22 protein-coding genes, 1 tRNA gene, 1 rRNA gene and 1 pseudogene are annotated in these 25,089 nt (G+C 68.6%); 12 read left to right on the top strand and 13 right to left on the bottom strand.

Annotated elements, in window-relative coordinates:
- Positions 1–107: ribosomal RNA gene (locus GWK61_RS09600) — 16S ribosomal RNA — on the bottom strand; the annotation flags it as partial.
- A gap of 773 nt (positions 108–880) precedes the next feature.
- Positions 881–1,069, bottom strand: a complete 189-nt coding sequence (locus tag GWK61_RS09595) for a hypothetical protein (RefSeq protein ID WP_194907287.1) — start codon at positions 1,067–1,069, stop codon at positions 881–883.
- Positions 1,070–1,182: 113 nt separating this feature from the next.
- Between GWK61_RS09595 and GWK61_RS09590 the strand changes: the two genes are divergently transcribed.
- The 4 genes from GWK61_RS09590 (at position 1,183) to GWK61_RS09575 (ending at position 4,997) form a co-directional block, all read left to right on the top strand.
- Positions 1,183–1,530 (top strand): ArsR/SmtB family transcription factor, encoded by a 348-nt coding sequence (locus GWK61_RS09590; protein WP_228562021.1) that lies wholly within the window; start codon positions 1,183–1,185, stop codon positions 1,528–1,530.
- An 11-nt stretch (positions 1,531–1,541) separates the two neighbouring features.
- The gene (locus GWK61_RS09585; RefSeq protein WP_323747476.1) at positions 1,542–1,799 is read left to right on the top strand and encodes a hypothetical protein; all 258 of its coding nucleotides are present in this window, start codon (positions 1,542–1,544) and stop codon (positions 1,797–1,799) included.
- Positions 1,796–2,581 carry a sensor domain-containing protein gene (locus tag GWK61_RS09580; protein WP_194907283.1) on the top strand — a complete coding sequence of 262 codons (786 nt, stop codon included), beginning with the start codon at positions 1,796–1,798 and terminating at the stop codon, positions 2,579–2,581. The genes GWK61_RS09585 and GWK61_RS09580 overlap by 4 nt, the downstream gene beginning before the upstream one ends.
- A 178-nt stretch (positions 2,582–2,759) precedes the next feature.
- On the top strand, positions 2,760–4,997 hold the full coding sequence (locus tag GWK61_RS09575; protein ID WP_194907281.1) for an MMPL family transporter: 2,238 nt from the start codon (positions 2,760–2,762) through the stop codon (positions 4,995–4,997).
- Between the two features lie 127 nt (positions 4,998–5,124).
- Here GWK61_RS09575 and GWK61_RS09570 read toward each other — a convergent pair whose 3' ends face one another.
- Positions 5,125–6,102 (bottom strand): sigma-70 family RNA polymerase sigma factor, encoded by a 978-nt coding sequence (locus tag GWK61_RS09570; protein WP_194907280.1) that lies wholly within the window; start codon positions 6,100–6,102, stop codon positions 5,125–5,127.
- 102 nt (positions 6,103–6,204) lie between these two features.
- Here GWK61_RS09570 and GWK61_RS60655 point away from each other — a divergent pair.
- The 3 genes and pseudogenes from GWK61_RS60655 to GWK61_RS09560 all read left to right on the top strand — a co-directional run.
- A pseudogene (locus GWK61_RS60655) lies at positions 6,205–6,297 on the top strand (NAD-dependent epimerase/dehydratase family protein); the annotation flags it as partial.
- Between the two features lie 158 nt (positions 6,298–6,455).
- Complete coding sequence (locus tag GWK61_RS09565) at positions 6,456–7,127, top strand: rhomboid-like protein (protein WP_194907278.1); 672 nt, start codon at positions 6,456–6,458, stop codon at positions 7,125–7,127.
- An 87-nt stretch (positions 7,128–7,214) separates the two neighbouring features.
- A complete protein-coding gene (locus GWK61_RS09560; protein ID WP_194907276.1) occupies positions 7,215–7,748 on the top strand; it encodes an RNA polymerase sigma factor in 534 nt (177 codons plus the stop codon).
- A gap of 139 nt (positions 7,749–7,887) precedes the next feature.
- On the opposite strand, the gene GWK61_RS09555 is transcribed toward GWK61_RS09560, so the two are convergent.
- On the bottom strand, positions 7,888–8,388 hold the full coding sequence (locus GWK61_RS09555; RefSeq protein ID WP_194907274.1) for a universal stress protein: 501 nt from the start codon (positions 8,386–8,388) through the stop codon (positions 7,888–7,890).
- Between the two features lie 238 nt (positions 8,389–8,626).
- Between GWK61_RS09555 and GWK61_RS09550 the strand changes: the two genes are divergently transcribed.
- Positions 8,627–9,154 carry a hypothetical protein gene (locus tag GWK61_RS09550; protein ID WP_194907272.1) on the top strand — a complete coding sequence of 176 codons (528 nt, stop codon included), beginning with the start codon at positions 8,627–8,629 and terminating at the stop codon, positions 9,152–9,154.
- Positions 9,155–9,187: 33 nt separating this feature from the next.
- Here GWK61_RS09550 and GWK61_RS09545 read toward each other — a convergent pair whose 3' ends face one another.
- Both GWK61_RS09545 and GWK61_RS09540 read right to left on the bottom strand, forming a co-directional pair.
- Positions 9,188–11,380 carry a serine/threonine-protein kinase gene (locus GWK61_RS09545; RefSeq protein WP_194907269.1) on the bottom strand — a complete coding sequence of 731 codons (2,193 nt, stop codon included), beginning with the start codon at positions 11,378–11,380 and terminating at the stop codon, positions 9,188–9,190.
- 134 nt (positions 11,381–11,514) lie between these two features.
- Positions 11,515–11,587 (bottom strand) — tRNA-Arg (locus GWK61_RS09540).
- A 291-nt stretch (positions 11,588–11,878) separates the two neighbouring features.
- Between GWK61_RS09540 and GWK61_RS09535 the strand changes: the two genes are divergently transcribed.
- Positions 11,879–12,106, top strand: coding sequence for a DUF5302 domain-containing protein (locus GWK61_RS09535; protein WP_194907268.1), 228 nt, complete (start codon positions 11,879–11,881; stop codon positions 12,104–12,106).
- Between the two features lie 111 nt (positions 12,107–12,217).
- Here GWK61_RS09535 and GWK61_RS09530 read toward each other — a convergent pair whose 3' ends face one another.
- Positions 12,218–13,603: a threonine/serine exporter family protein gene (locus GWK61_RS09530; protein WP_194907266.1), complete on the bottom strand. Its 1,386-nt coding sequence runs from the start codon at positions 13,601–13,603 to the stop codon at positions 12,218–12,220.
- A 121-nt stretch (positions 13,604–13,724) separates the two neighbouring features.
- On the opposite strand from GWK61_RS09530, the gene GWK61_RS09525 reads away from it, so the two are divergent.
- A complete protein-coding gene (locus tag GWK61_RS09525; protein ID WP_194907264.1) occupies positions 13,725–14,735 on the top strand; it encodes a polysaccharide deacetylase family protein in 1,011 nt (336 codons plus the stop codon).
- Positions 14,736–14,851: 116 nt separating this feature from the next.
- Here GWK61_RS09525 and GWK61_RS09520 read toward each other — a convergent pair whose 3' ends face one another.
- The 6 genes from GWK61_RS09520 to GWK61_RS09495 all read right to left on the bottom strand — a co-directional run bounded on the left by GWK61_RS09520 (position 14,852) and on the right by GWK61_RS09495 (position 23,578).
- Complete coding sequence (locus GWK61_RS09520; RefSeq protein WP_194907255.1) at positions 14,852–16,600, bottom strand: cell wall-binding repeat-containing protein; 1,749 nt, start codon at positions 16,598–16,600, stop codon at positions 14,852–14,854.
- 207 nt (positions 16,601–16,807) lie between these two features.
- Positions 16,808–18,451, bottom strand: coding sequence for a cell wall-binding repeat-containing protein (locus GWK61_RS09515; RefSeq protein WP_194907253.1), 1,644 nt, complete (start codon positions 18,449–18,451; stop codon positions 16,808–16,810).
- A 213-nt stretch (positions 18,452–18,664) separates the two neighbouring features.
- Entirely contained in the window at positions 18,665–19,792 is a 1,128-nt protein-coding gene (gene cds1, locus GWK61_RS09510; protein WP_194907251.1) for an L-cysteine desulfhydrase Cds1, read from the bottom strand.
- Between the two features lie 143 nt (positions 19,793–19,935).
- The gene (locus tag GWK61_RS09505) at positions 19,936–20,901 is read right to left on the bottom strand and encodes a metal-dependent hydrolase (RefSeq protein WP_228562012.1); all 966 of its coding nucleotides are present in this window, start codon (positions 20,899–20,901) and stop codon (positions 19,936–19,938) included.
- A 14-nt stretch (positions 20,902–20,915) separates the two neighbouring features.
- The gene (locus GWK61_RS09500) at positions 20,916–22,712 is read right to left on the bottom strand and encodes an SDR family oxidoreductase (RefSeq protein ID WP_194907248.1); all 1,797 of its coding nucleotides are present in this window, start codon (positions 22,710–22,712) and stop codon (positions 20,916–20,918) included.
- Positions 22,709–23,578, bottom strand: a complete 870-nt coding sequence (locus tag GWK61_RS09495; protein ID WP_194907246.1) for a M24 family metallopeptidase — start codon at positions 23,576–23,578, stop codon at positions 22,709–22,711. Before GWK61_RS09495 ends, GWK61_RS09500 begins: the two co-directional genes overlap by 4 nt.
- A gap of 234 nt (positions 23,579–23,812) precedes the next feature.
- Between GWK61_RS09495 and GWK61_RS09490 the strand changes: the two genes are divergently transcribed.
- Both GWK61_RS09490 and GWK61_RS09485 read left to right on the top strand, forming a co-directional pair.
- On the top strand, positions 23,813–24,463 hold the full coding sequence (locus GWK61_RS09490) for a TetR/AcrR family transcriptional regulator (protein WP_323747475.1): 651 nt from the start codon (positions 23,813–23,815) through the stop codon (positions 24,461–24,463).
- Between the two features lie 83 nt (positions 24,464–24,546).
- A complete protein-coding gene (locus GWK61_RS09485) occupies positions 24,547–25,080 on the top strand; it encodes a SigE family RNA polymerase sigma factor (protein ID WP_194907242.1) in 534 nt (177 codons plus the stop codon).
- Positions 25,081–25,089 lie beyond the last annotated feature (9 nt).

The following is a 25,089-nucleotide window of genomic DNA, read 5'->3' as shown; positions in this document are numbered from 1 at the left end:
CACCCGTTCGCCACTGATCCCCGCCCGAAAGCGGTTCACCGTTCGACTTGCATGTGTTAAGCACGCCGCCAGCGTTCGTCCTGAGCCAGGATCAAACTCTCCATTGATGATTATCACCAGCCGACCGGAATAAGGTCAGCATGAGGTGTCAGAAGAGTCACCTGGCAAGTAGACCGACAACCCGACGGGGGTCGGGAAGCGTCTACCAACCATGTGTTCAATGACGCTCGGACCATCGCTCACGAGGAGCGCAGGACCGAGGTCGCATGGCATCGAAATTAATCGGCACACTGTTGAGTTCTCAAGAAACAGACGCCCGAACCACTCGTCCCGGAACTTCCGTTCCGATCGGCTGCGACCCGGCGTTGTCAGGTCTTGCTGTATTTCTTTTGTTTTTCCTTGTCTTGCTTCGCTTTAGATCTTAGCAGATCCGCTGCGCTTTCGCAATTTCTTGCGATTTTCACTTCCGGCTGGTTTATCTCGCCTTCCGCATTTCCGATCTTAGCAGATCGTTTCTGCGTCTTGCGCTTCCACCTGGCCTTCGGTCCGCCTCGGAACTCGCGTTCCGCTGCGGTGCTCCAGAACTGTATCGGTACTTGTTTCCCTCTCCAAATCGGCCGTTCACCGATCGATCGGAGAAGAGATATCCGCGTACCGACACCAAGAGACCACGACACGGCCGACGCCATGAGGCCCGATGAAAGGCTGAAGGCGGCGACTGGACGTTCGAATGGGCTCCTGCTGAAGATCACCCCGGGTGATCGCCCGCTCGCGCGGCGCGTCCCGAAGGGGCAACGTCGTGAAAACTTAGTCGGTACCCGCGCCGGTGTCAAGCTCCCTGATCCCGGGCGGGTCAATGCCGATCTGAAAGCCGGTTCTGTCAGTCCTCGTAGTGCGGCGGCCGGTCCGCCAGCAGCTCCATCAGCCGGGCGGTGTCGCCGGCTCCGGAGGTCGAGGAGGGATCTCGATCGCCGAGATCGTCCGTGGTCTGCTCGGGCAGCACCTCGCCGAACAGCTCATCCCAGTCCACGACGCGCTCGTCGGCGTCCCAGCCCGAGTTCTCACTCATGGCGTCCAGTGTAGAGCAGAGCCGGCGTCTGGGGCGGGGATCCAGACACTTGACAGTCTCAGCGACCACCTGTCAGTCTCGGCTTACAGGTGATAGCGAACGAGGAGGACGCCCTGAACACCGAGGAACTGCTCGCGAAGCTGGGCGCCGTGGGCCACGCCCAGCGGCTGCGCATCGTCGCTGAGCTGTACCGCTCGGCTCAGGAAGGGAAGCGCCTGCACGTCAGCGAGCTCGCTCGCCGGCTGGGGCTGTCCCGGGCGCTGCTCTACATGCATCTGGAGCGGCTCGAGACGGCCGGCATGGTGGCCGGCCAGCTGGAGCTCTCCGATGACGGCAAGGCCATGAAGTACTTCGAGCTCCAGCCGTTCGCGCTGACGCTCGACGCGGAGACGATCGCCGAGACGGTGGCCCGGGACGCGGAACCCGCGCCGGACGCGAACACGAAGGGTGGAAAGGGATGAACACGGGAGTCGTGCTCGCCAGCAGCGGGGGCAGTTCGAACGGCGGATTGATCGCGGTGGTGATCGTCGGGATCATCTTCACGGCGATCGCGGTGAGCATCGTGTCGTTCTTCCAGCTGCAGAAACACCGCGCGGACGCCGTCGCGTTCGCCGCGTACCGCAAGCTCGCGGAAGAGGCTGTGGAGAAGCAGGACCAGTTGCTCACGGAGCTGCAGGCCCTCGGCCTGAAGGTCGGCGAGATTGAGCGGATGCTCAGGAGCGTCGAATGAACACCGATGACATGGCTTCTCTGTACGGCACTCCTATATGGGAGCGCCTACGGATGTACCGCAATCCGATCCGCATGTTGCTCTCTGCAGGAGTCTGGGCGTCGGCCTGGTACCTGCTCAGCTCGATCGTCATCAGCATCGCGCTGTTCGCCGTCGTCACCAGCATCACCATCACGTCCGCGGCGCTGGTGATCATCTGGGCCGGCCTGCCGCTGCTCATCGGCAGCGCGTACTTCATCCGGGGCTGTGTGGTCATGGAGCGCGGCCGAGCCCGCGCGGTGATTCCCGAGGGACTGCCCGTGATGCCTCCCGTGGGGTCCGCGGAAGGTTTCTTTCCAACGCTGAAGGCGGTCTGGAAGGACCGGATCACCCAGCGGGGCCTGGCGCACTTCACCTTGCTGGCCGTCCCGCTGATCGTCCTGGACACGGTCGTCTGGGCGATCTGGGTGGCCTTCCTGGGGACCATCACCGTTCCGATCTGGTACCGCTTCATTCCCCAGACCTTCGACGGTCAGCAGATGCATGGGCTGGCCTTCGGCTACTTCCCGCACGGCCCGCACCACAAAGGGGCGATCGGCTACTTCGTCGACAGTGACCTGTCCGCGGCTGTTGCAGCAGTCGTCGGCCTGGCCCTTCTGCTCGCATGGAACTACGTCCTGGTGGCCGCCGCCAGGGTGCACGTGAGCACCGTGCGGACCGTGGTCGCCGGACGCGACCCGATGGCCGCGGCACGCCGGGTGCTGGACAGCCCGGGACCTTTGAGCTCGCCGACCACTACCTGAGCGGCACGCTAAAGCGCGCCAACCGATAGTCAGCCACTCAACACCGCTATAGAGAACCGCCCGCAAGACAAAGCGGGCCGGGCAGACGTTGCAGCGTCCGCCCGGCCAGGCAAGACCCGCGCCACGAAGTCACGTCAGCTCTCACACATCGATGGCTCAGCCATGGAGGGGATCTCTCATGTCCACGCTAACAGCACGCCCGCCTGTGGTGGAACGGGTGGCGGGCTGGAGTGCCCGCCACCGCAAGACAACTGTCTTCGGCTGGTTGATCCTGATCATCGCCGCGGTGGTGATCGGCGGAATGGCCTCCGGCACCAAGAAGACCGCCTACGACCCCGGCGAGGCGGGACGCGCAGAGCGCGCCCTCGACGTCTCCGGGATCTCCCAGCAGTCCGAGAGCGTTCTTGTACAGAGCCGGTCCGGGGCGTCCTTCGCCTCGGACGCAGACTTCCGCAGCGGTGTCGCGGACGTCGCCGCCGCACTGCGTGGGATTCCGGGCTCTGCAGCCGACGTCCGGTCCCCTCTGGACAACGCCACGGAGACCAAGGCCCTGGTCTCCAAGGACGGACGCTCCGCCATGGTGACCTTCGTGGTCGCCGGTAAGAAGGACGACGCCGACACCACGGTCGTGAAGCCGCTGGCGGCGGTCGCCCAGATCCAGGCGGCGCATCCCGGGCTCCGGGTCGAGGAGGCCGGCGCGGCGTCGATCGGCAAGACGATCAACGACATCGTCGCCACCGGCTTCCAGCGCGCGGAGTTCAGCTCGGTGCCGGTCACCCTGATCCTGCTGCTGATCGTGTTCGGGGCGCTGGTCGCCGCCTCGATCCCGCTGTTGCTGGCGCTGACGGCCGTGGCCGCGGCGATCTCGCTGATGGCCGTCCCGGGCCGCTGGCTGCCGATCGGGGACAGCACCTCCTCGGTGGTGCTGCTGATCGGCATGGCGGTCGGCGTCGACTACTCGCTGTTCTACATCCGCCGCGAACGCGAGGAGCGCGCCCTGGGGCGGTCGCCGCGCGAGGCACTGCGGATCGCGGCACGCACCTCGGGCCGGTCCATCGTGGTCTCCGGGCTGACCGTGATGGCCTGCCTCGGCGGCCTGTTCTTCACCCGGATGGACGCCTTCTCCGGCTGGTCGGTCGGCACCATCCTGGTGGTCGGCATGGCGATGCTGGGCTCGGTCACCGTGGTCCCGGCGATGCTGTCCTGGCTCGGTGACAAGATCGACAAGGGCCGGGTCCCGCTCCTGGGCAGGCGCCGGACCGTGGCGCGCGAGTCGCGGTTCTGGAACTTCCTGGTGCGGCACGTCGTGAAGCGTCCGCTGCTGTGGGGCATCCCGGCGCTCCTGGCCCTGCTCGCGCTGGCGGTGCCCGGCACCGGGCTGAAGGCCAAGGACGCGGGAGCCGTCGACATCACCCACGGCAAGCCGATCAGCCAGACGCTGGAGCGCATGCAGACCGCGTTCCCCGGCGGCCCGGCTCCGGCGCTCCTCGTGGTGCACGGCGATCCGCAGGTGCTGAAGGGCTCTGAGTTCACCGGCGCGGTCACCGCCATGGAGCGCATGCTCCCGAACGGTGCGCAGGTTTCCACGCAGACCAGCACCGACGGCCACTACCAGGCGCTCTCCATCCCGCTCGCGGGCGACGGGGCGGACAGCGCCTCGGCGGCCGCCCTGAAGCACCTGCGCTCCGACGTGCTGCCAGCCACCCTCGGCCACGTCTCCGGCATCGACTACAACGTCGGCGGGCAGTCGGCCAGCCAGACCGACTTCGGCGACCAGCTGCACAGCACGACCCCGATCGTCATCGGCTTCGTGGTGCTGCTCGCCTTCGTGCTGATGGTCGCGGCCTTCCGCTCCCTGGCGATCCCGTTGACCGCCATCGCGGTGAACCTGCTGTCGGTCGGCGCGTCCTACGGCGTGGTGAAGTGGATCTTCCAGGACGGGCACCTGGAGAAGCAGCTCGGCTTCCAGTCCTACGGCGCCGTGATCTCCTGGCTCCCGCTGTTCATGTTCGTGATCCTGTTCGGGCTCTCCATGGACTACCACGTGTTCGTCCTCAGCCGGATCCGCGAACTGCGGATGCGCGGCGTGCCGACGAAACAGGCCGTGGTCAAGGGCGTCAGCTCGTCCTCGGGCGTGGTGAGCAGCGCGGCGATGATCATGGTGGCGGTGTTCTCGCTGTTCGCCTTCATGCCGTTCGCGCCGATGAAGATGGTCGGCATCGGCATGAGCGTCGCGGTCGCGATCGACGCCACCCTGGTGCGCGGGCTGCTGGTCCCGGCGGTCATGAGTCTGCTAGGCGAGCGGAACTGGAAGCTGCCGCGCGGGTTGCGGTGGATCCCGGGTCTGGCTCTGGAGAAGTCGGAGGCACCGGCGCCGGCGCGGACGTACGGCCGTCAGGAAGTGCCGATCGCCTAAAGAACTCCCTGGTGCGAGCGCTCTAGAGAGAACGCTTTAGAGAACACGCCATAGAGAGGCCGCAGCGCCGGGACCCACGGGGGGCTCCGGCGCTGCGGCTCGTCTCTACGGTGATGCGGTTACGCACTCAGGCCGCGAGCCGCAGGGCGACCTCGTCGAGCCGCTCCGGGTCGAGGATCACCTGGATCGACGCCACCTTGCCGTCGACCACCGAGAAGGACATCAGAGAGATGGGCTTGCCGTCCTTGACGACGAACGCGCCGGGCGTGCCGTTGATGAGCACCCGCTGGACGTACGGCGCCATGGTGCGCGCCAGCTGCGCCTGGGAGGCGACGGTGTGCGCCCCGGACAGTGTCACGGACTGGCCGGCCCGCAGCACTCCGCCGTCGGCGCGGAGCACGACATCGGGATGCAGGACGGCGACGAGCGCCTCGTGCGCCCCGGACAGTGTCACGGACTGGCCGGCCCGCAGCACTCCGCCGTCGGCGCGGAGCACGACATCGGGATGCACGACGGCGACGAGCGCCTCGAAATCGCCGTTGCGCGCGGCGGCGAAGAACGCGTCGACGGCCATGCGTTGTACGGCGAGGTCCGGGTCGGGGACCGGCGCCCGGCCCTCGACCCGCCGGCGGGCCCGGCTGGCGAGCTGACGGACGGCCGCCGGCGTCTTCTCCAGATCCTCCGCGATGTCCTCGAACGGCACCGCGAACATGTCATGCAGCACGAACGCAAAGCGTTCCGCAGGCGCGAGGGTGTCCAGCACGATCATCATCGCCAGCCCGACCGAGTCCGCTGTCATGGCGACGGTCTCGGGATTGGTGTCGTCCTCCGCGCAGACCACGGGATCCGGGATGTGGATCTCCAGAGAGTCCTCTGCGCGCTGCTGCCGAGAACGGAGCATGTTCAGACAGACCCGCCCCACGATCGTGGTCAGCCACGCCTGGAAGTTGCGCACCTCGTCGGTGTCGGCGCCGCTGGCGCGCAGCCAGGCTTCCTGCAGGGCGTCGTCCGACTCGCTGAGGGAACCCAGCATCCGGTAGGCCACGGCCCGCAACCTGGGCCGATTCTCCTGGAACCGCTCGGCGAGAGAGTTCTCGTCGACCATCTGTCACACACCCCTCGGTAGCCGTGTCTACCCGACGAAGCCCGCTAACGGGCTCCCACACGTCATACCAAGGAGTGATCGTGAACGTGAAGCTTGGACGAGGCCCTGGCCGACGTCGAGACGGTCCTCCATATGGCGGGCGCCCCGAAGGGTGACGACGTCGCGACCCGGAACCTCGTTCCTGGCCGCGCACGTCGGCTGACTCGCGCTGACCGGGACTGACGAGAGCTGAGCGGGGCTGCCAGTGGCTCACCACTGTGGAGGCTCCCGGGCCGACCGGATTCACGCCGGGGATTACGCCGTGTTCACGGCGGCGTTGGCAAGATGGTTCCTGCACTTTGAAGGGGGTCACCTTGTCCGCCGTCCGGGTCCGCGTCCTAATGCCGCGGCTACTGCGCAATCCCGCGTTCTGGTACGCGGTGTCGCTGACGGTCGCCGCGCTGGTCGAGGACAAGATCTCGACCGACCACCTGCGACGGCTGATGGACTGGTGCTCGACGAACCTGGCGAACATCCGGCCGGGCGGGCATCCGGTGGAGGCGTTCGTGGCGTCCGCCTTCATACCGCAGGAGTCGGCGGGGGTGTGGCCGTTCTTCGCGCTGTCTCTGTTCAGCGTGGTCGCAGCGTTGGGCGCACGGAGGACCGTCTTCCTCCTGGCCGGCGTGCATATCGGCGTGAGCATGGTGACCGAGGGCCTGGTGTGGTGGCGGATCCACCACGGAACGCTTCCCGAGTCCGAGGCTCATATGTGGGACACCGGTCCGTCGTACCTGGTGGTCACCGCGCTAACAGTCGCCATCGCCACGGCCCGGCCGCTGTGGCTGCGGGTGGTGTGGGCCGTCTGTCTGGCCGGGGCGACGCCGAGCCTGCTGGAGGGCATCGATCACGCCGACTACACCGCCATCGGTCACGTGTTGTCGTTCTCTATAGGGATCATCGCGGTGCTGCGTACACGTCGCGCGCACAGCGCTGTAGACCTTGAGGTGGTACCGGAGCCGGTCACCGTGCCGGCCACTCCTCAATAGGGTGTACGTACACACCCTCCTATGGGAGGGGGTGGAATAGACCTTTGGTGGTTACCGGCAGGGGTGTCCGGCAGCGACCCTGAATATATGATCACGATGGTTCTGTCCGCCCCGGAATGCCACAACCAAAGCGGCACCATTGATGTCGCCGAACTCTACGCCCGACACCGGCTGCCACTGACTCGGCTGGCGGTGCTCCTGCTCGGCGACACGGCGAGCGCCGAAGACGCCGTGCAAGAGGTGTTCGTCAAACTCTGGTCCCGCCCCGACCTGCTCAAGGGAGTCGCGGCGCCGTCCTCGTATCTTCGTACCGCCGTGGTGAACCGCGCGCGGTCGGTCCAGCGCAGGCGCAAGCTCGAACGCGAATACGCGGTGCTGGACACCGTCGACGTGGAACCCGCCGAGATCACTGCACTGGTGCCGCTGGAGCACCGCGAGGTGATGGAAGCCGTGAAGGCGCTCCCCACGCGACAGCGGGAGGTGCTGGTGCTGCGCTACTGGGGCGACCTCTCGGAGACGGAGATCGCGCGCACGCTGGGTGTCACCCGCGGAACGGTGAAGTCCACCGCGAGCCGCGGGATGCGCGCGGTCACAGCACGGCTAAGGGCCGGCGACGCATAGCGTCACCAGCCCTGTCACACGCTCTACAGCGTTCTCCATAGCGTTCGTACGCACAGAGATTCATATATTGCAGAGAGCGGCCGGTCGCAGAGCCCTGGAAGCGACCGACCGCTAGTCCCTACACATCAGGCGTTGCACATCAGGCGTTGGCGGACTCGCCCTCAGGAGCCTCGCTGCGGGCCTTGGCCAGGTGCGCCGAGGGGACGACGAGCACCGGGCGCTGCGCGTGCCGCAGGACCTTCGCGGAGACGCTGCCGACGAGCAGCGAGTGCAGACCGGTCAGGCCGCGCGAGCCGGTCACGATCAGGTCGGCGTCGAGCTCGTCGGCCAGGCGCTCGATGGTCTGCCACACGGACTGCGCGCCCTCGGACTCCCAGCGGGCGGTGGCCTTCAGGCCGGCCTCGGTGGCGAGCTTGGCGCCGCCCTCGGCGACCTGCTCGGCGCTGTGCTCCACGACCTTCTCGTCGTCCTCGGTGGCGACCGCCCCGACGAAGGCCTCGGCGACGCCCAGCTGGGCCATCAGCGGCTCCCAGACGGTCACCACGACGGCCTCGCGGCCGGGGAACGTCCGGGCCGTGTACTCCAGGGCGGTCTTGGCGTCGGCGGAGCCGTCGTACGCGATGAGAAGGGTGCCGGCCATGGTGGTTCTCCTTCGGTGAGACCTCGTCGTCATGTTTCACGTTCATAACACTGACTCGCTTTAGATCATTCCACCGCACGCGCCCGGAATGGCGGAGCCCGGGCCCCGAGTGACTCATCTCCCACCCGGTGACGGAGCGCATCCTCCCCGCTACTCAAGCCGTTGATACCGGTGGGATCGCCGGATCCCTCCGAGACGGGAGGACAGGATGAGGATTCGCTATAGAGGAACCGGCACTATGGCCCTGGCCGCGCTCGCGGCCACAGTCACCACAGGCGTCGCCTTCGCACCGTCCGCCACGGCGGACGCCAGGAGCACACGCGCCACGACCGGCCGGGTCTGCATGTTCGACGCCCCCAAGGGTGCGCTGTCCCTCGGGCACGTCGGCTGGGCCTTCCGCTGGTCCGACGGCAGCGACACCTGGGACTACGGGGCCACGCTGGCGAACAGCAACTGGGAGAAGCACGGGACGGAGCAGCAGATGCTCCACGACTTCGCGACGGCGAACGACTCCGGCGGCTACCAGAGCTACCGCTGCAAGGACACGGCAGCCGACGACCAGAGCGCCGCGGAGTCGACGGTCACGGCCGGCTTCGCACGGTCCTACAACCTGGTCGACGACAACTGCTTGACCCGCTCGATCGAGATCTTCAAGGCGTACGACGGCTCCGGAGGGCTCAACAGCCTGCCGGACGGGAAGTTCGTCTTCCCGAACGCCTACTTCAACTATGACCTGTCCGGCTGGGATACGTCGAAAACGCTATAGCGTTCCCGCCCCCGGACTCGTACGTCCGGGGGCTCAGTCCGCCTTGAACCCGTGCACGGTGGTGCCGTAGCCGACGAAGACGTAGTTGTCGTCGGCGACGATTTGCCAGCTGGTATTCGCTCCGGCGGCTGCGGGATCGTGGAACTGCCAGAGGGTCTTGCCTGTCTTCGCGTCCAGGGCGACCAGGGTGCCGGTCACGTGGTCGGCGATGTAGAGATTGCCGCCGCCGAGAGCCAGCCGGCATTCCAGGCTCGGGTCCAGGTAGGACTTCGGCCAGACGGAACGCCATAGCGGTCCGCCGTCGGAAGCCCTATAGGCGGCGATCACACTGCTGCCAAACGTGACGTTCGAGGCTGCGTAGACGGTGTCGCCGTCGGCGATGACCGCGTGGAACGAGCCGCCGTCGCTTTCGGTGACGCCCACCGGCCACAGGGCACGGCCGTTCGCGTCGAAGGCGTAGAGGCGGTTGGTGGCCCAGTAGATGGACGTGCCGTGGCTGGTGATGTCGGTGGCGAACGCCGGATCGGTCGCCGGGGAGGCGTCCTTGGCGGTCCAGGCCTGGGCGCCGGTCTTGGCGCTGTAGGCCGTCAGCTTGCTGTCGTGCGGCTGTGACAACAGGACGAGACCGGTTCCGGCGCTGTAGTAGGGCACCCGGTCCACCGCGCCGATCTGCGTCTGCCACCGCAGCTGGTGCGTCTGCGGGTCGACTCCCCACAGTCCGTCGCTGTCGGGCTGGTTGGCGTCGATGTAGGACCAGCCCACGACCGTGTCCGCGGAGGCCCCGACCAGGCCGCGTGTCAACCAGTTGGCCGGTCCGGGGACGCTCCAGGCCTGGCGGCCGTTCGCGACGGTGACCGCGACCAGCTCGCTGCCGGCGGCCGCGGTCTCGTACGCGGTGTCGGCGGTGGCGGGGAAGACGCCGTCGTTGAGCTGCGCGTAGGTCCCGGTGGGGACGGTCCATCGCTGGGCGCCGGCGGCGGTGTCGAAGGCGGTGAGGGTCGTGCCCTGGACCAGGAGGGTGTTTCCGGACAGGGCGAGGAAGTCGGCGTAGACGCCGGTGTGGGACCACAGGGGGTTCTTCAGCGGGCCGCCGAGGCTGCCGCTGCTGACGGTGGTGGGCAGGCCTGATGCGGGGGTCGAGCCGGTTTCGGCGCCAGTCGTCTTGGCGTCGCCGTGGGGTATTTTGGCGACGCCAACGCCGAAGGCGGTTACGGCCGCACCTGCCAGCCCGAAGTAGAGGAGCTTTCGACGGGATGGAGTGTTCTTAGCGCTGTTCCGGTCCTTGCGATCCTTAGCGTTCTTCGCACCCTTGCCGGGCTCGGCACGCATGAGAGTCGTCGGCGTAGTGGCGATCTCAGCGTTCTGGGTGTTTACCGACGCGGCCAGGAGGACCTTGGTCCGCGCGGTGCGCTTCTCGTCCTTATCGTTCTCGCCCAGAAGCTCTAGTAGAGAGTCCGTAGTAGGGCGCGCTGCAGGGAGTGTGTCCAGGCAACGGGACATGATGTCGCGCAGCCCTTCGGGAACCCCTGAGATGTCGCGATCCCCGGATGCCTGGCGGAGCAGCACTCCCGGCGTCGGGCCGTTGCCGAACGGTCCGTGCCCGGTCGCCGCGTATGTCAGGACGGCGCCCAGCGCGTAGATGTCGGCCGCCGCGTCCGCCTCACCGCCGGCCGCCTGTTCGGGCGCCATATAGCCGGCGCTGCCGAGCACATAGCCAGTCTCGGTAAGTCCCTCGCCGTCCTCCGCGCGGATGATGCCGAAGTCGATCAGGCGCGGCCCGTCCGCCGCCAACAGGACGTTGCCGGGCTTCAGGTCGCGGTGCACCAGCCCGGCCCGATGGATGTCGCGCAGCGCCTCCGCCAACCCCGCACCCAGGGCCCGGGTCTCCTGCGTGCTTAAGGACCCCTCATCAGCGACCCTGGAGAGCAACGACGGCCCGTCGATGTACGCGGTCGCCAGCCAGGGCCGCTCGGCATCGGGATCGGCATTCAGTACGGCCGCCGTATAGGCACCACTCACCGACCGCGCGGCAGCCACCTCACGCCGGAACCGCTCCCGGAACCGCGGATCATCGGCCAGCAGATCCCGCACCACCTTCACGGCCGCCAACCGCCCACTAGGCGACCGCCCCAGGAACACGTCACCCATGCCCCCGCCCCCGATCCGCCCGGTCAGCTCATAGGGGCCGATACGCGTGGGATCAGTGGAACGCAATGGGCGCGTCATGCGATGAGCATACTTACTCACTCACGAGACAACACCAGCCGCCGCTCACCCGCCGAAGCCACCAGCCTCGACCGCAGCCATCAAGCAGCGTTCAGGAACCAGCGTCCAGGACCATCGCCTGACGCCACCGAAAGTGCCCCCGGTTGGATTCGAACCAACGGCCCCCCGCTTAGGAGGCGGGTGCTCTATCCCCTGAGCTACGAGGGCGGGATCGGCCATGACCACGGGTTCAGGAAATGGTGCGGTTCCCGGGCCCGAGGACAGGCTGTGGGTAGCTTACAGGGTGGCGTTTGCGTCGCGAACCGCATTGCGGGGTGGACTGGGTGCCTGCTGGGACGTATGGCCCGGCCGGGGCTCCAGCTCGGTCCGCGCCTTCGCGTCACGTCCGACGTCGCACGACTCGGGACGCGTGTTATCCGTGTGGTGCGGGGCGCGGTGGTCGTGGGAGGCTGGCTGGGACAGCTCTTCCGTCACATCGCACAGCATCAGGAGGCCGGTATGGACGCCACCGCGGCAGGATCGCAGTCGGAGCCCGGCGAGCCGGGGGGCGGGCCGGAGGTCGCTCCGGACGCCGACGAGCAGAAGCGGCGTTTTCTGGAGGCGTTGGAGGCCAAGCGGGGCAACGGAGCCCGCGGGGCCGGGAGCGGGCCGGGGGACTCGAAGATCCACTCCGCGCATGGGCGGGCCGGGGCCAAGCGGCAGTTCCGTCGCAAGAGCGGCGGGTGACCGGCCGGCACCATTTACGGCGGCGCCTACGTGCCCCTCATGGAGAGGTGCGCATAGAGGTGCCGCGCAGAGCCGCTGAAGGACGTGACTGTGGGACTGCGGTCACGTCCTTCAGCCTTGCTGGGGCGGCAGTCCCGCTTCCTGCTCCCCCGCCGCGTCGCGCCGGAAGCGCCAGACCAACTCCTTGGTGCCCCTCATCCGAGTGAACACGCGCGCCAGTTCGCCGCCGAGACTCACGCCGGCACCGATGGCCAGGCCCAGGGAGATGGCGGCCTCCAGTGAGTCGATGCCGCGGTGGCTGTCGCCGCTGGTGATCTCCAGCATGGCGAAGTACACCGCGGAGCCGGGGAGCAGGGGCCCTACGGCGGGAATCACATAGGGAAGCGCTGAAGTGCGGAAGCGGAGTGCGACGAGGTAGCCGATCAGGCCGACGATCATCGCGGCCAGCCCGGTCGCGACGACCGGGGACAGGCCCCACTCGACGGGATACGTGGCGGCCGCCCAACTGAACGCAGCGCCGATGGCGGCGAACGGCAGTATGCGCCGCGGAGTGTGCACCGCTACTGCGAACGACACTCCCAGAGCCGCCGCGACCAGGGCGATCAGAGGCTCGGCGCGGACCGGCGCCAGATGCTCGTCCACGATGAAGCTCGCCCCGACCTGGCGGCCCACCTTGAGCACCAGCGTGATCCCGGTGACCAGGGCGCCGACCAGGAACACCACTTCCAGCAGCCGTGCGGAGGCGGTGATGTAGAAGCCTGTCAGCCCGTCCTGGATCGCCGCCACCAGCGCCCGCCCCGGCAACACCGTGAACACCCCGCCGACGACCACCGCCGAGCTGTTGATGCGGACCCCGAGCCGGTCCAGGATGATCGCCGCGATCGCCCCCGGGACCGCCGCCACCGCCAGCAGGTAGAAGGACGGCAGGCCGGTCTTCGCCAGCTGTCTGTACAGCCAGTCCCCGAGGATCGCGCAGCCGAAGGCCACCAGGCTGGCCAGGTACCCGCCGCCGACCAGCAGAGCCGCGGTCGCGGCGATGGCTCCGAGGCTGCCGACGATCACCCACGGCGGATACGGGTACTTGTTCCGGCGGATGGCCGCCAGCCGTCGGTACGCCTCCTCCAGCGTCATCCCGTCCGTGCTGATGTCCACGGCGAGCCGGTGCAGCTCGGCCAGGCTCGTGTAGTCCACGGTCCGCCGCCGCACCACCCGCTCCAGCGAGAGCGGCGTGTCGGTCAGGCTCAGCTGGTAGGACAGCGTGACGACGGTGAAGGTGACGTTGGTCTCGCAGCCCGAGAGCCCGTACGCCTCGGTGATGCCGACCATCGCGACCTCGACGTCCTCGCTGCCCTCGCCGCTGGCCAGCAGCAGCTCGCCGATCCGGAGGCCGAGGTCGATGACGCGCGCCGCCGAGGACGGCTCGACGGCGCGTTCCTCCAGGCCGGGGGCACCGGGTGCGCCGGCGCGGATCCGGGTGCGGTGCTCGTGGGATTGCACGCACGAAAGATATCGAATCGACTCGTATCCGCTTGATCACCCATGGTGATGCCCTGATTCACCCGGCTGCCCTGAGCAGTGCGGTTATGGAACATCCGGACCCACAGTGAATGATTGTCCGATGATTCGCCCGCTCTTGTCCCGCTTCCCCGCCCGCAAGCAGGCCCTCGCCGCCGTCGCCGTCCTCGGCGCGGTCGGCATCGCCGCGACGGCGTGTGCGAGTGGCGGCTCCGGCGGACGGAGTGCGACGGGGTCCGGCGCGAGACCGGCGCCGACGCGGACCAGTCCGGGTTCCAGTCCTGGTCCCGACAGCCAGAACGGGTCGAACTCCTCCGGCGGCTCGACGTCCCCGTCGCAGCCGCAGTCACAGCCGCAGTCACAGTCGCACGGCGGCGGGTCCAGCTCCGGCGGCCCGAGCACCCCGAACACCTCTGGCACGACGCCGATCGCCCCGAACACCACCCCCGGCTACCGCCCGCCGGCCACGCCCCGCACCAACGCGAACGTCGACTGTTCGGTCGCCAAGTGCATCGCCCTCACCTTCGACGACGGCCCCGGCCCGGACACCGGCCGGCTGCTGGACCTGCTGAAGGCGCAGAACGTCCCGGCCACCTTCTTCGTCCTCGGCGACCAGGCCGTCAAGTACCCGGCCCTGGTCAACCGCGAGTACGCGGAGGGCAACGAGGTCGGCAACCACACCTGGGACCACAAAGACCTCTCGACCCTGTCCGCCGTCGCGGTCCAGAACGAGATCAATCGCGCCGCCGACGCGATAGCCGCGACCGGCATACCGCGCCCGACCTTGGTCCGGCCGCCCTACGGCGCGGTCGACGACACGGTCCGCACCGTCGCAGGCTTCCCGTTCATCATGTGGCGCGTCGACCCGGAGGACTGGAAGTACCCGGACCCGACCCGTATCGCGGACCAGATCGTCGGCCACGCCAAGCCGGGCCGCATCGTCCTGTCCCACGACACGCACAAGACCACGGTCGACGCGATGCCCGCGGTGATCCAGCGGCTCAAGCAGCAGGGGTACACGTTCGTGACGGTCAGCACCCTGATGAAGGGCACGGCGCTGCAGAACGGGAAGTCGTACTTCAACCGGCCGGCGGCGAGCAGCACGCAGCACTGAGCAAGTCTTAGAGAGCAAAAACCGCTGGCCCGCCGGAGGAATCCGGCGGGCCAGCTGTGCTCTAGCTGTTCAGTTGTCAGACGCTCGCGAAAGCGTCCGGTACCACAAGCAGGTTCTTAGAACTTGCCGATGGTGGTGACGTTCAGCAGGGCGGCGATCTCCTTGGCGACGGCGGGCGAGATCGCCGCGTTGCCACCGAAGATGTTGATCTCCTGGGTGGAGAAGCCGGCCACAGCGGCCGCGGTGGAAGCCGGCAGCACCTTCGGGTCGGTCAGCAGCAGCGGGCCGCCGACGGTGGCCTGGTAGGCGCCACCGGTCAGGGCGTCCGCGAAGACGGTGCCGGTGGCGATACCGATCTGAGCCCCCTTGCCGTTCGGCAGGAAGTGCGACGCGACCATGGCGGCGGTCTCGTAGCGGGTCGCGCCGACGGCGGTCGAGTAGGTGCCCGCCGAGCCCTTGATGGCCGTCATCGCTGTGGCGGCCTGGCCACCGATGGCGGCCACGTTCTGCTCGCCGGCGTGCAGCTTGCTCTGCACGTAAGCCTGGGTCGCCGGGTCGAAGGTCTTGAAGTTGCTCAGAACCACGGCCGAGCCGCCGCTGCCGGCGCCGAACACGTTGGCCGCGTACGGGCCCGCCGCCAGCGCGTCGGCGAAGCCGTCGTGGTTGGTGCCCTCGTCGCCGCGGGCGACGATGACGTGCGACGGGTCGTTCATGGCGTCCTTGGACGTGGCGACGTCCAGGGCGGTCGCGAAGCGGTCCGCACCGGCCAGGCGCTCGGTGGTGTAGCCGAGCTTCTGGAGCTGCTTCTCGATGCCCTCGTTGAGCGCCATGGTGCCGCCCAGCAGGAAGATCTTGGTGCCCTTGGTCGGCAGCACGCGCTGGATCTCGGTCAGCACCGCGGAGTTGGTCGTGGTGGCCAGACCGTCGGTCAGCAGCAGCGGGCCCTGGACCTTCTTGGCCAGCGGCACGGCGACCAGCGCGTCGGCGAAGTCGTTGCCGGTGGCCAGCACGACGGCCTTGGCCTGGGTGCGCGTGTCGGTGGTGACGCCGGTGCTCGCCCACTGGTGCTGCGAGATCTGGACGCCGGTGTCGTAGCGGGTCGCGCCGGCGGCCTGCACGACGACGGTGTCGCTGACCTTCACGGTGAAGGTCTTGGTCTGCACCGAGGTCTTGGTCTTCAGACCGTCGTCCAGGGTCACCGTGACGGTGTAGCTGCCGTCGGCGGCGAAGGTGTGGGTCAGGTTCGCGTCGCCGGTCTTGATCAGCGCCGGGTCACCCTTGATGGTCGCCGGGGTGCTCTTGTCGCCCCAGCTGATCGTGGTGACGGCGCTGTTGGCGACCGACTTGTCGACCGACGAGCCGGTCAGGTCCAGGGTCACGGCCTTGCTCTTGGTGACCGTGCTCGCCGACAGCGACGCGGCGAGCGTCTCGTCGGTCACCGTGACGGTGGTGGTCTTCGTGATCTCCGCGTTGGTGCCGTCGTTCACCTTCACCGTGACGGTGTACGTGCCGGGAGCGGTGTAGACGTTGGTGAGCGACGCGGTCTTCACCGCACCAGTCGTCGTGTCGAACACGAGCGGCGTGGTCGCGCTCTTCGTGCTGTCCCACGAGATGGTGCCCGTCGTGGCGGCCACGAGAGTCGGGTCCACCGAGGTGCCGGCCAGGCTGGCGGTCGCGGTCAGGCTGCTCGAGCCGGTGCCCGCGGTGACCGCGACAGCCGCGGCCGGGGCAGCGGTCACCGCGTTGGTGTTGCCGTGCGCCTGCGGCGCGGTCGCCGCGTTCGCCGCACCGGCGCCGACGACGCCGACGCCGACCGCGGCCAGGGTGGTGGTGATGGCCAGCGTCGAGAGGCGCTTGCGTGCCACAGAGTGGTTGTTCTGGTTTCCCATTATTGGGGGGACCTCCGGAATGGGCCGGGTGCCTGGGACGGGCTTCTCCGGCGTTTCTGGTCTGCAATCTTCAGTTGTGTGGTGCCCCGGTCGCCTTTCGGTGCCGGGGCCTGGTCGCGGGGCGGTGGCGGACCTCGTGGGTCCGTCGCCCGGCCGCGGCCAAGCTTTGGGGGTGCTGGCCGGTCAGGCCATGTGGCCGTGCACTGCGTCGGTCACGGCCTGGACCGTGGTGCTGCTGACCGCCACCGGGCCGCCGAAGACCTCGACGGTGCCGGAGGGGCCGACCGAGGCTTCGATGCCTTGGAGGGCAGCCCAGGTCGCGGGGGCGAGCAGGTGGGTCGGGGTGAGGACCAGCGGGCCGCCGGCCTGGGCCAGGTAGGCCGCGCCGGTGAGGGCGTCGGCGAAGTTCTCGCCGGTGGCGACGCCCGCGGCCTTCTCACCCTTGAAGGTCGCGGCGACCAGCGCCGCGGTGAAGTAGCGGTCGAAGCCGGGGAAGCTCGCGCCGGGGGCCACCGTGACGTGCGCGATCCGGGCCGCGGTGACCGCTTGGCCGCCGACCGCCGCCACGGCGTGCGCCTTGGCCAGGTAGGTCTTCACGTCGGCCGGCAGCTGCATGCCTTCAGTCAGCAGGATCGCCGCCGGGTGCGCGGCGTCGGCGCCGAAGACGTCCGAGGCGTACGGGCCGGCCGCGAGTGCGTCGGCGTAGTCCGCGCCGGTCGCCAGCACCACGTTGCCCGGGTCGCCGAGCCGGTCGGCGATCTTCAGCGCGGTCTGGTAGCGGTCGGCGCCGCCGATGCGGGTCACGTTCACCGAGCCCAGCGCGGAGACCACCGACTGCGAGACCGCGTTGGTGCCGCCGAGCACGTACACCGTGCCGCCGGGCTTCAGGACCCGCTTGATCTCGGCGGTGACCGCGGCGTTCGGGCCGGCGGTCGGCGTCAGCAGCAGCGGGCCGCCGACCTGCTTCGCCAGCGGCACGCCGGCCAGCGCGTCCGGGAAGGTCCCGCCGGTGGCCAGCACGACGGCCGGCGCGGAACCCGCGGCGAGCTTCGAGGAGATCGCGATCGCGGTCTGGTAGCGGTCGGCGCCGGAGATCCGCGAGACCGCGGTGCCGCCGGGCGTCCCGGACGTCGGAGTACCGACGGTGACCTGCTGCGTCGAAGTCGCGGACGCCCGGTCCTGGTCGACGACCGTGGTCTGGACCGAGTAGACACCGGCCGCGGTGTAGGAGTGGGCGACCGGAGTCGCCAGGTCCTGCGCGGTCGGGTTCTCGATCACGAGGGTTGATCCGTCACCCCAGTTGAGGGTGAGCTTGGCGATGGTCCCGCCGTGCGCCGGGGCGCACTTGGACAGATCCGCCGAGACCGCCAGAGAACCGGTCGTGGTCGTCACGGTCGTCTGCGCCGACACGATCGTCGCGGTGTACGACTGCGTCGCGTCAGCCGAGTCCGTACCGTCGGAGACGGTCAGCTTCACGGGGTAGGTGCCGGCGGCCTTGTACGTATAGAGGACCGTCACCTCACCGGTGTGGCCGGTCACCGGACCGCTGACCAGTTTCGAATTGTCCCCGAAATCCAGCGTGTAGGTCAGTTTCGCAGCGGGATCGGTGTCACCGGCGTGGACGGTGAAGACCGTCGCCAACGGATTGGTGCTGCTCGTGTCGTGGCCGATCTGCAGGGCCGCCGATATGAGACCGAGGGACGCCGGAGTTGATGCCGATGCCGGAAGCGGAGCCGCCGCCGCGAAGGAAGGTGCCGCCACTCCCATGCTGACCGCAGACGCGGCCACGGCGGCGACAGCCAGCCGGGCCTTGGTCGTGACATGCATGCGGTTCCTCCGTGGGCGGGGCGCGGGGCGGCAATATCTGATCCGCCCACGCAACCCTCCCCAGAGCCGGGAATCTGCGCATCCTGCGATCTGCGTAGAAAGCCATGGGACTAGATACGTAGCACTCCATGGTTGCCCCCGCGCAGGTAAAGTCTTCGAAACAGCTTTGTGACAATCACCGGACGTGGGGCCGATCCGGTGCGGTCACAGGGGTCATTCCGTCCAGTTCCCGGTGGCGAGCGCCACTCGCAATTGTTCGCTGTACGGTGCCAGATCGAGCCCTTGTTCAGCTAGCCATGCATCCGATTTATACGTGTTCCGATATCGATCGCCGCCATCGCACAACAACGTCACGATGGATCCCCGGCCGCCGACGGCGCGCAGCTCGCACATCAGCTTCACCACGCCCCAGAAGTTGGTGCCGGTCGATCCGCCGGCGTCCCGGCCGGAGAGCTCGGACACCAACCGCATCCCGGCGATCGACGCCGCGTCGGGAACCCGGATCATCCGGTCCACGACGTCGGGCTGGAACGACGGCTCCACCCGGGGCCGCCCGATCCCCTCGATCCGCGAACCCCTGCCGGTGACGTAAGAAGGGTCATGGCTGCGCCAGCCCTCGAAGAACGCCGAGTTCTCCGGGTCCACCACGCAGAGCTGCGTGGCGTGCCGCTGGTACCGCAGATACCGGCCGATCGTCGCGGACGTCCCGCCGGTCCCGGCCCCGACCACGATCCAGCACGGACAGGTGTGCCGCTCCTGGCTCATCTGCTCGAAGATCGACTCCGCGATGTTGTTGTTGCCCCGCCAGTCGGTGGCCCGCTCGGCGTAGGTGAACTGGTCCATGTAGTGCCCGCCGCCGGACTCCTCCGGGGCCGAGGCCGCGACCCGCCGCGCCTCCTCGTACAGCGCGCCGGGATCGTCGACGAAATGGCACCGACCGCCCTGGAACTCGATGAGCTCGCACTTCTCCTTGGACGTCGAGCGCGGCATCACCGCCACGAACGGCAGGCCCAGCATCCGCGCGAAGTACGCCTCGGAGACCGCGGTGGACCCGCTGGACGCCTCGACGATCGTCGTGCCCTCGCGGATCCAGCCGTTGCAGAGTCCGTAGAGGAACAGCGAGCGGGCCAGCCGGTGCTTGAGCGAGCCGGTCGGATGCGTGGACTCGTCCTTGAGATACACGTCGATCCCCCACTCGGGCCACGGATCCGGGAGCCGGAGCGGGATCAGGTGCGTGTCCGCGGAGCGGTTGGCGTCCGCCGAGACGCGCCGGATCGCCTCGTCCACCCAGGCGCGGCCGGACTGACAGAGGGGGTCGGAGACATCCGTGCTTTGCTGCATGGCCTCATGCTAGATCGTCGGTCTGACAGGAAACGCCCGAAACGGGAGATAACGCCTGCTGGAAGATCAGGAAAAGGCGGAGCCGCGGCAGCCCTGATCTGCCACGGCCCCGCCGTCTGAGGGGTGAGAGCGCCGTACGGCGCTCAGCCCGCGTTCTCCACGCCGCCCTTGCGCGCCGCCGCCAGCTCCGCCGCGTAGACCGCAGCCGGCGACACCGCCAAGTAGTCCAGCGCCGACTGCGTCGAGCCGTGGAACGAAGGGTGGTAAGACGGCTTGAGGTACTTCGGCACCTCCACGACCAGGCTCCCCAGCGAGGGCAGCCGCCCGCGCCGTGCGGCGTCGCGGAACCGTCCCAGGAACTCGCGCTCGGTCATCCGACTCGGCCGTCCCGGCCGCAGCCCGTGGGGATCGTGGGCGACCATGTACTTCGCACCGCGGCCCCAGATCCAGGCGAACGCCATGGAGGTCACCAGCATCGCGCGGGTGCGCCGGGCGTAGGAGCCGTCCAGGTGCATGAACACGTCGTAGGCCACCGACCGGTGCTCCACCTCCTCGGCGCCGTGCCAGCGCAGCAGGTCCAGCATCACCGGGTCGGCGCCGGCCGCGTCCAGGCCGCGGGAGTCCACGATCCACTTGCCGAGCACCGCGGTGAAGTGCTCGATCGCCGCGATGATCGCCAGCCGCTCGCGCAGCCACTTCTTGCGCGCGAACGGCGGCATCGTGCTGTCCCCGAGCAGCTGCTCGAAGAGCCACTCGATCTGTTCCACGAACGGATCCGGGTCCAGGCCCTGCACCTTCATGTGGTGCAGCACGTTCTGGTGCGCGACCGCGTGCGTGCCCTCCTGCCCCATGAAGCCCTTGACCTCGGCCTTGAGCTGCTCGTCGCGGATGTCGGGCAGGATCTGCTTGTAGACGTGCACGAACCAGCGCTCGCCGGCCGGAAGCAGCAGGTGCAGCACGTTGATGATGTGCGTCGCGTACGGGTCCTCGGGGATCCAGTGCAGCGGCGTGTTCTCCCAGTCGAACTTCACGCGCCGCGGCTTGAGATCCGGGTGCCGGTCGAGGTCCGGGGAGGTCGCCGAGTCCGCGACCACTGGAGTGTCAGCCATGGGATTGGAGCTCCTCAGCCAGTCGGGTCGATCTTCGCCATCCGGCGCGCCAGCGCCGGGGACAGCCGGGAAATGGCCTTGCTCGCCCTGGCCTCCAGCGCGACCGGCACGACCGGCTTGTCGCGCCGGACGGCGTCCACGATGCGCTCGGCCACCTTCTCGGGCCCGAAGTTCCGCCTCCGGTAGAGCCCGGTGACGCGCTGCCGGGTCCGCTCCTGCTGCTCCGCGCTCTGCCCGACGAACTTCGTGGTCCGGGTGATGTTGGTGGCGATGAAGCCGGGGCAGATCGCCGAGACGCCGATGCCGTGCCGCGCGAACTCCGCGCGCAGGCACTCGGAGAGCATGAGGACTGCGGCCTTGGACGTCGAGTAGGCAGAGAGCGTGCGCGACGGCGTATACGCGGCGGCCGACGCGAGGTTCACGATGTGCCCGCCCTCGCCGCGGTCCCGCATCATCTCGCCGAAGCAGCGCGCGCCGTGGATGACGCCCCAGACGTTGACGCCGAGGATCTTCTCCCAGTCCTTCACCTCTGTGGCGAGGAACGGACCGGACATCCCGATGCCCGCGTTGTTGACGACGACGTCGGGAACGCCGGCCGTCTCCTTCACCTCGTTCGCGAACTTCTCCATCGCCTCGCCGGAGGAGACGTCCACGGTGAAGGGATAGGCCCGCGCACCGAGCAGTTCCACGAGCTCGACGGTGCGCGCCGCAGCGACGCCGTCGATGTCCGCGACGACGATGTCCGCGCCCTTCTCGGCGAACGCCAGGGCGGTGGCCCGTCCGATCCCGGAGCCGGCGCCGGTGATGACGACCAGCTTGTCCTCGAACTCACGCCGGTCTTTGGTGCCCTGGCTGCCCGCGCCGAAGGCGCCAATAGACACAGCGGCACGCAATAGGGAACGCACAGGCTCGGGTCCTCCCGGAGTCGCGATGCTGGACTGGACGAACTCGCGAATCCGCTCGGCGATCAGTGCGGGCTTCTTGACGACGATCCAGTGGCCGCCATGGACCTTGCGCACATAGAGCCGTTCCGTCCACGGCGCCGGTGCCTGTGCGGCGAGCGCCGGGGTGACGAACCGGTCGCCGGTCGGTGTGAGCACCTGGACCGGAACGGAGGTCGGCCGTTCCTCGGGATGTAGCAACTTGGGCAGCATGTTGGCGCGGTAATAGAGGACACCGCGCGAGCCGTCTCTATGGAGAGTCGGAGAGGGATCGAGTCTGGTCCCCTCTATAGCCTTGACGATCCGCGGCCACTGCTTGGCCAGACCGAGCCGCCAAGCCACCCGCGGTCCCACCGGCAGGTGGAACACGACGATGTACCAGGACGCGAGTGCCTGCTTCAGGGAACGCGCGGCAGCCTTGGGCGTCGGCTTACGGATGCCGGAGCGCGTCCACATCGCCGCGTGGTCCAGACAGGGACCCGAGATCGACGTATAGGAAAGGAAACGCTGTGCGGAGTCCGCGCGCGTGACCGCTTCCCAGGCCTGGATGGAACCCCAGTCGTGGCCGACCAGATGGACCGGTCGGTCTGGGGCCACTACGTCCGCGACCGCGTATAGGTCGTCCGCGAGGTGCTCCAACGTATAGCCGTGCTTGAACAGTGGACCTTTAGAAGCGCCGATACCGCGGGTGTCGTAGGTGACGACGTGGAAGTCCTCGACGAGTTCGGAGACGACGCCGTCCCACACCGCCTGGGTGTCGGGATAGCCGTGCACCAGGAGAACGACCGGCTTGGAGGGGTCACCGTAGGTGCGAACCGAGAGCTTGCCGCCCTCCACGGTGACCGCGAGGGTGCGGACGTCCTGAGTCATGCGAGTGCGCCTTCCTTGACCCGGGCCTGCTCCTGCCAGCGCCGCACGTGCGGCAGGTCGTCGTCGAGCCAGAAGGCGTCGTCCTCGGTGACGACCAGCAGCTCCTCGAACTTCACCCCTATATTGCGGAAGCCGATGTGCGGCTCGACCGCCCACAGCCCCGGCGTCGGGGCGTGGTGCGAGGCGCGGCCGCCGGCCCACAGCGGGGAGCGGCCCTTGATGCCTTCCGTGACGATCTCGCGGCCCAGGGTCTCCAGCGTGCGCAGGCCGAACCCGAAGGCGTAGCGGCCCATGTTGCGGCGCTGGCTCATGTGGCCGACCTGGTGGCCGATGACGCGGCCCGGGTAGACCTTGTGCCGGGACTCGTAGCCCTGCCGCGCGATCAGCGCGTCGACCGCCGCGTAGACCTCGGAGAGCGTGTCCCCGGCCTTGATCCGTTGCAGGATCAGCGTCCGGTACTCCGCGAGGTCGCGCATGAGCGCGGCGAAGATTCGGTTGCTGCCGGGGTCCCCGAGGACGCCGGCGTACCCGATGTCGGAGACGTAACCGTCGACCACCGGCGAGCAGTCGAGGATGTAGGACATCCCCTCCTCCAAGCGCTTGGTGGTCGGGAAGAAGTGCAGCGGCGTCCACGGGCCCTTCAGCGAGCGGAACGCGGTGCGCTCCCCGAACCAGGCGAAGGGGATGTGGAAGAAGTCCTCGACGCCGTTCTCCCGCAGGTAGGCACGCATCCGCCGGGCGACTTCGCGCTCGGTGACGCCGGCTTCCAGTCCCGCGCCGACCGTCTCGGCGCAGCGGTAGGCCAGCGCCTGGGCGTCGCGGTGACGCCGCAGGGCATCGGGGGTGGGGCCGGTATTATTGGACACGGCGTCTAATGTAAGTGCCGAGTGTCCAACCGACAAGACCCCGTTTCCGAAACGGACACCTACGAGGACCAAAGAGCACCGACGAGCACCGACAGGTGCCGACGGATGGTCGGCCGATAGTCGGCGAATGCTCGGCGACGTTCAAGCAGATCCGGGCAGACCGAAGCAGATTCGAGAATGGTCGCGACACGCTTGCCGATTCGTTCCCGGCCCCGGACGTGGCAGCATGGCGATGTGCAGTCCGAGTCCCGCAGCTCCCAGCCCGTCCGCTCGACCACGCGCACGGCACCCCGCCGCCGGCTGTCGGTGGACCGCCGCCGCGACGAGCTCATCGAGGCGGCGCTGGACCTGCTCTCCAAGCGCGGTCCCGACGACGTCTCCGTCGACGACGTGGCGCAGGCCGCCGGCGCCTCGCGCGCGCTGGTCTACCACTACTTCGGCACCAAGCAGGAGCTCTACGCGGCCGCGCTGTCCAAGGCCGCCGCCGAGCTCACCAGGCGGCTGGCCCAGGTCGAGCCCGGCGACACCCCGCTGCAGCGGCTGGACCGCGCGGTGCGGGCGTTCGTGGAGTTCGCCGAGGCGCACTCCGCCGGATTCGTCGCCCTGCTCGGCGGTTCGGCGGCGTACGGCTCCGGCGCGGAGTCGGCGGCGCTGGTGCACTCCGTGGAGGACACCGTCTATGAGCTCCTGGTGGAGGGGCTCAGCGAGCCGACTCCCGTGGATCCGCTCGTCCGGATGACGCTCAAGTGCTGGGTGGCGGCCGCCGAGACCGCGGTCCTGGACTGGCTCAAGCACCAGGACCTGGCCCGCACCGACATCGAGCGGCAGCTGATCGTGCAGCTCGGCGCGCTGCTGATGGCGATCGGCCATGAAGTCCCGGTCTAGGACCCAATTCAGGGCGCTCGCAGGGAACGGAGAAACCCGGTCCCTGTTCCAACCACACGGACCATCCTCCGGTCATACCTGATGTGAGGAAACTCAAGAGCCCGCTGGCGCAAGGCGGTTCGGCAGACGCCCGCGAACAGTTCCGTGAGTACGCCGTGGGGGCTCAGCCCCATCTGCGCCGTAGCGCGTACCTGTTGTGCGGGAACTGGCACACCGCCGAGGACCTGGTCCAGACGACCTTCGGTCGGCTGTTCCGGTCCTGGCCCCGGGTGCTGCGCGCCGACTCGGTCGACGCGTACGCCCGAACGGTGCTGTACCGCGCCTTCCTGGACCTGAAGCAGAAAGACCGCGCGACCGTCGCGCTCGACGGCATCCCCGAACCGGCCTCCCCGGCCGACGACGCCGCCCTGCGGCTCGCGGTGCGCAGCGCACTCGACACGCTGCCGCCCCGGGCCCGGGCGGTCGTCGTCCTGCGGTTCTGGGAGGACCTCTCCGTCGACCAGACGGCCGAGGCGCTCGGGGTCTCCCCCGGGACCGTCAAGAGCCAGACGTCCCGCGCGATCGCCATCCTGCGGCAGCGGCTCGGTGCGGCCGTCAGCGAGCTCATCCGTGACTAGCTGGGAGAA

The organism is Catenulispora rubra (genome assembly GCF_015356825.1).
GTDB lineage: Bacteria > Actinomycetota > Actinomycetes > Streptomycetales > Catenulisporaceae > Catenulispora > Catenulispora rubra.
The sequence above is the reverse complement of the archived record's forward strand: the minus strand, read 5'-3'. Positions and strand labels throughout refer to the sequence as shown.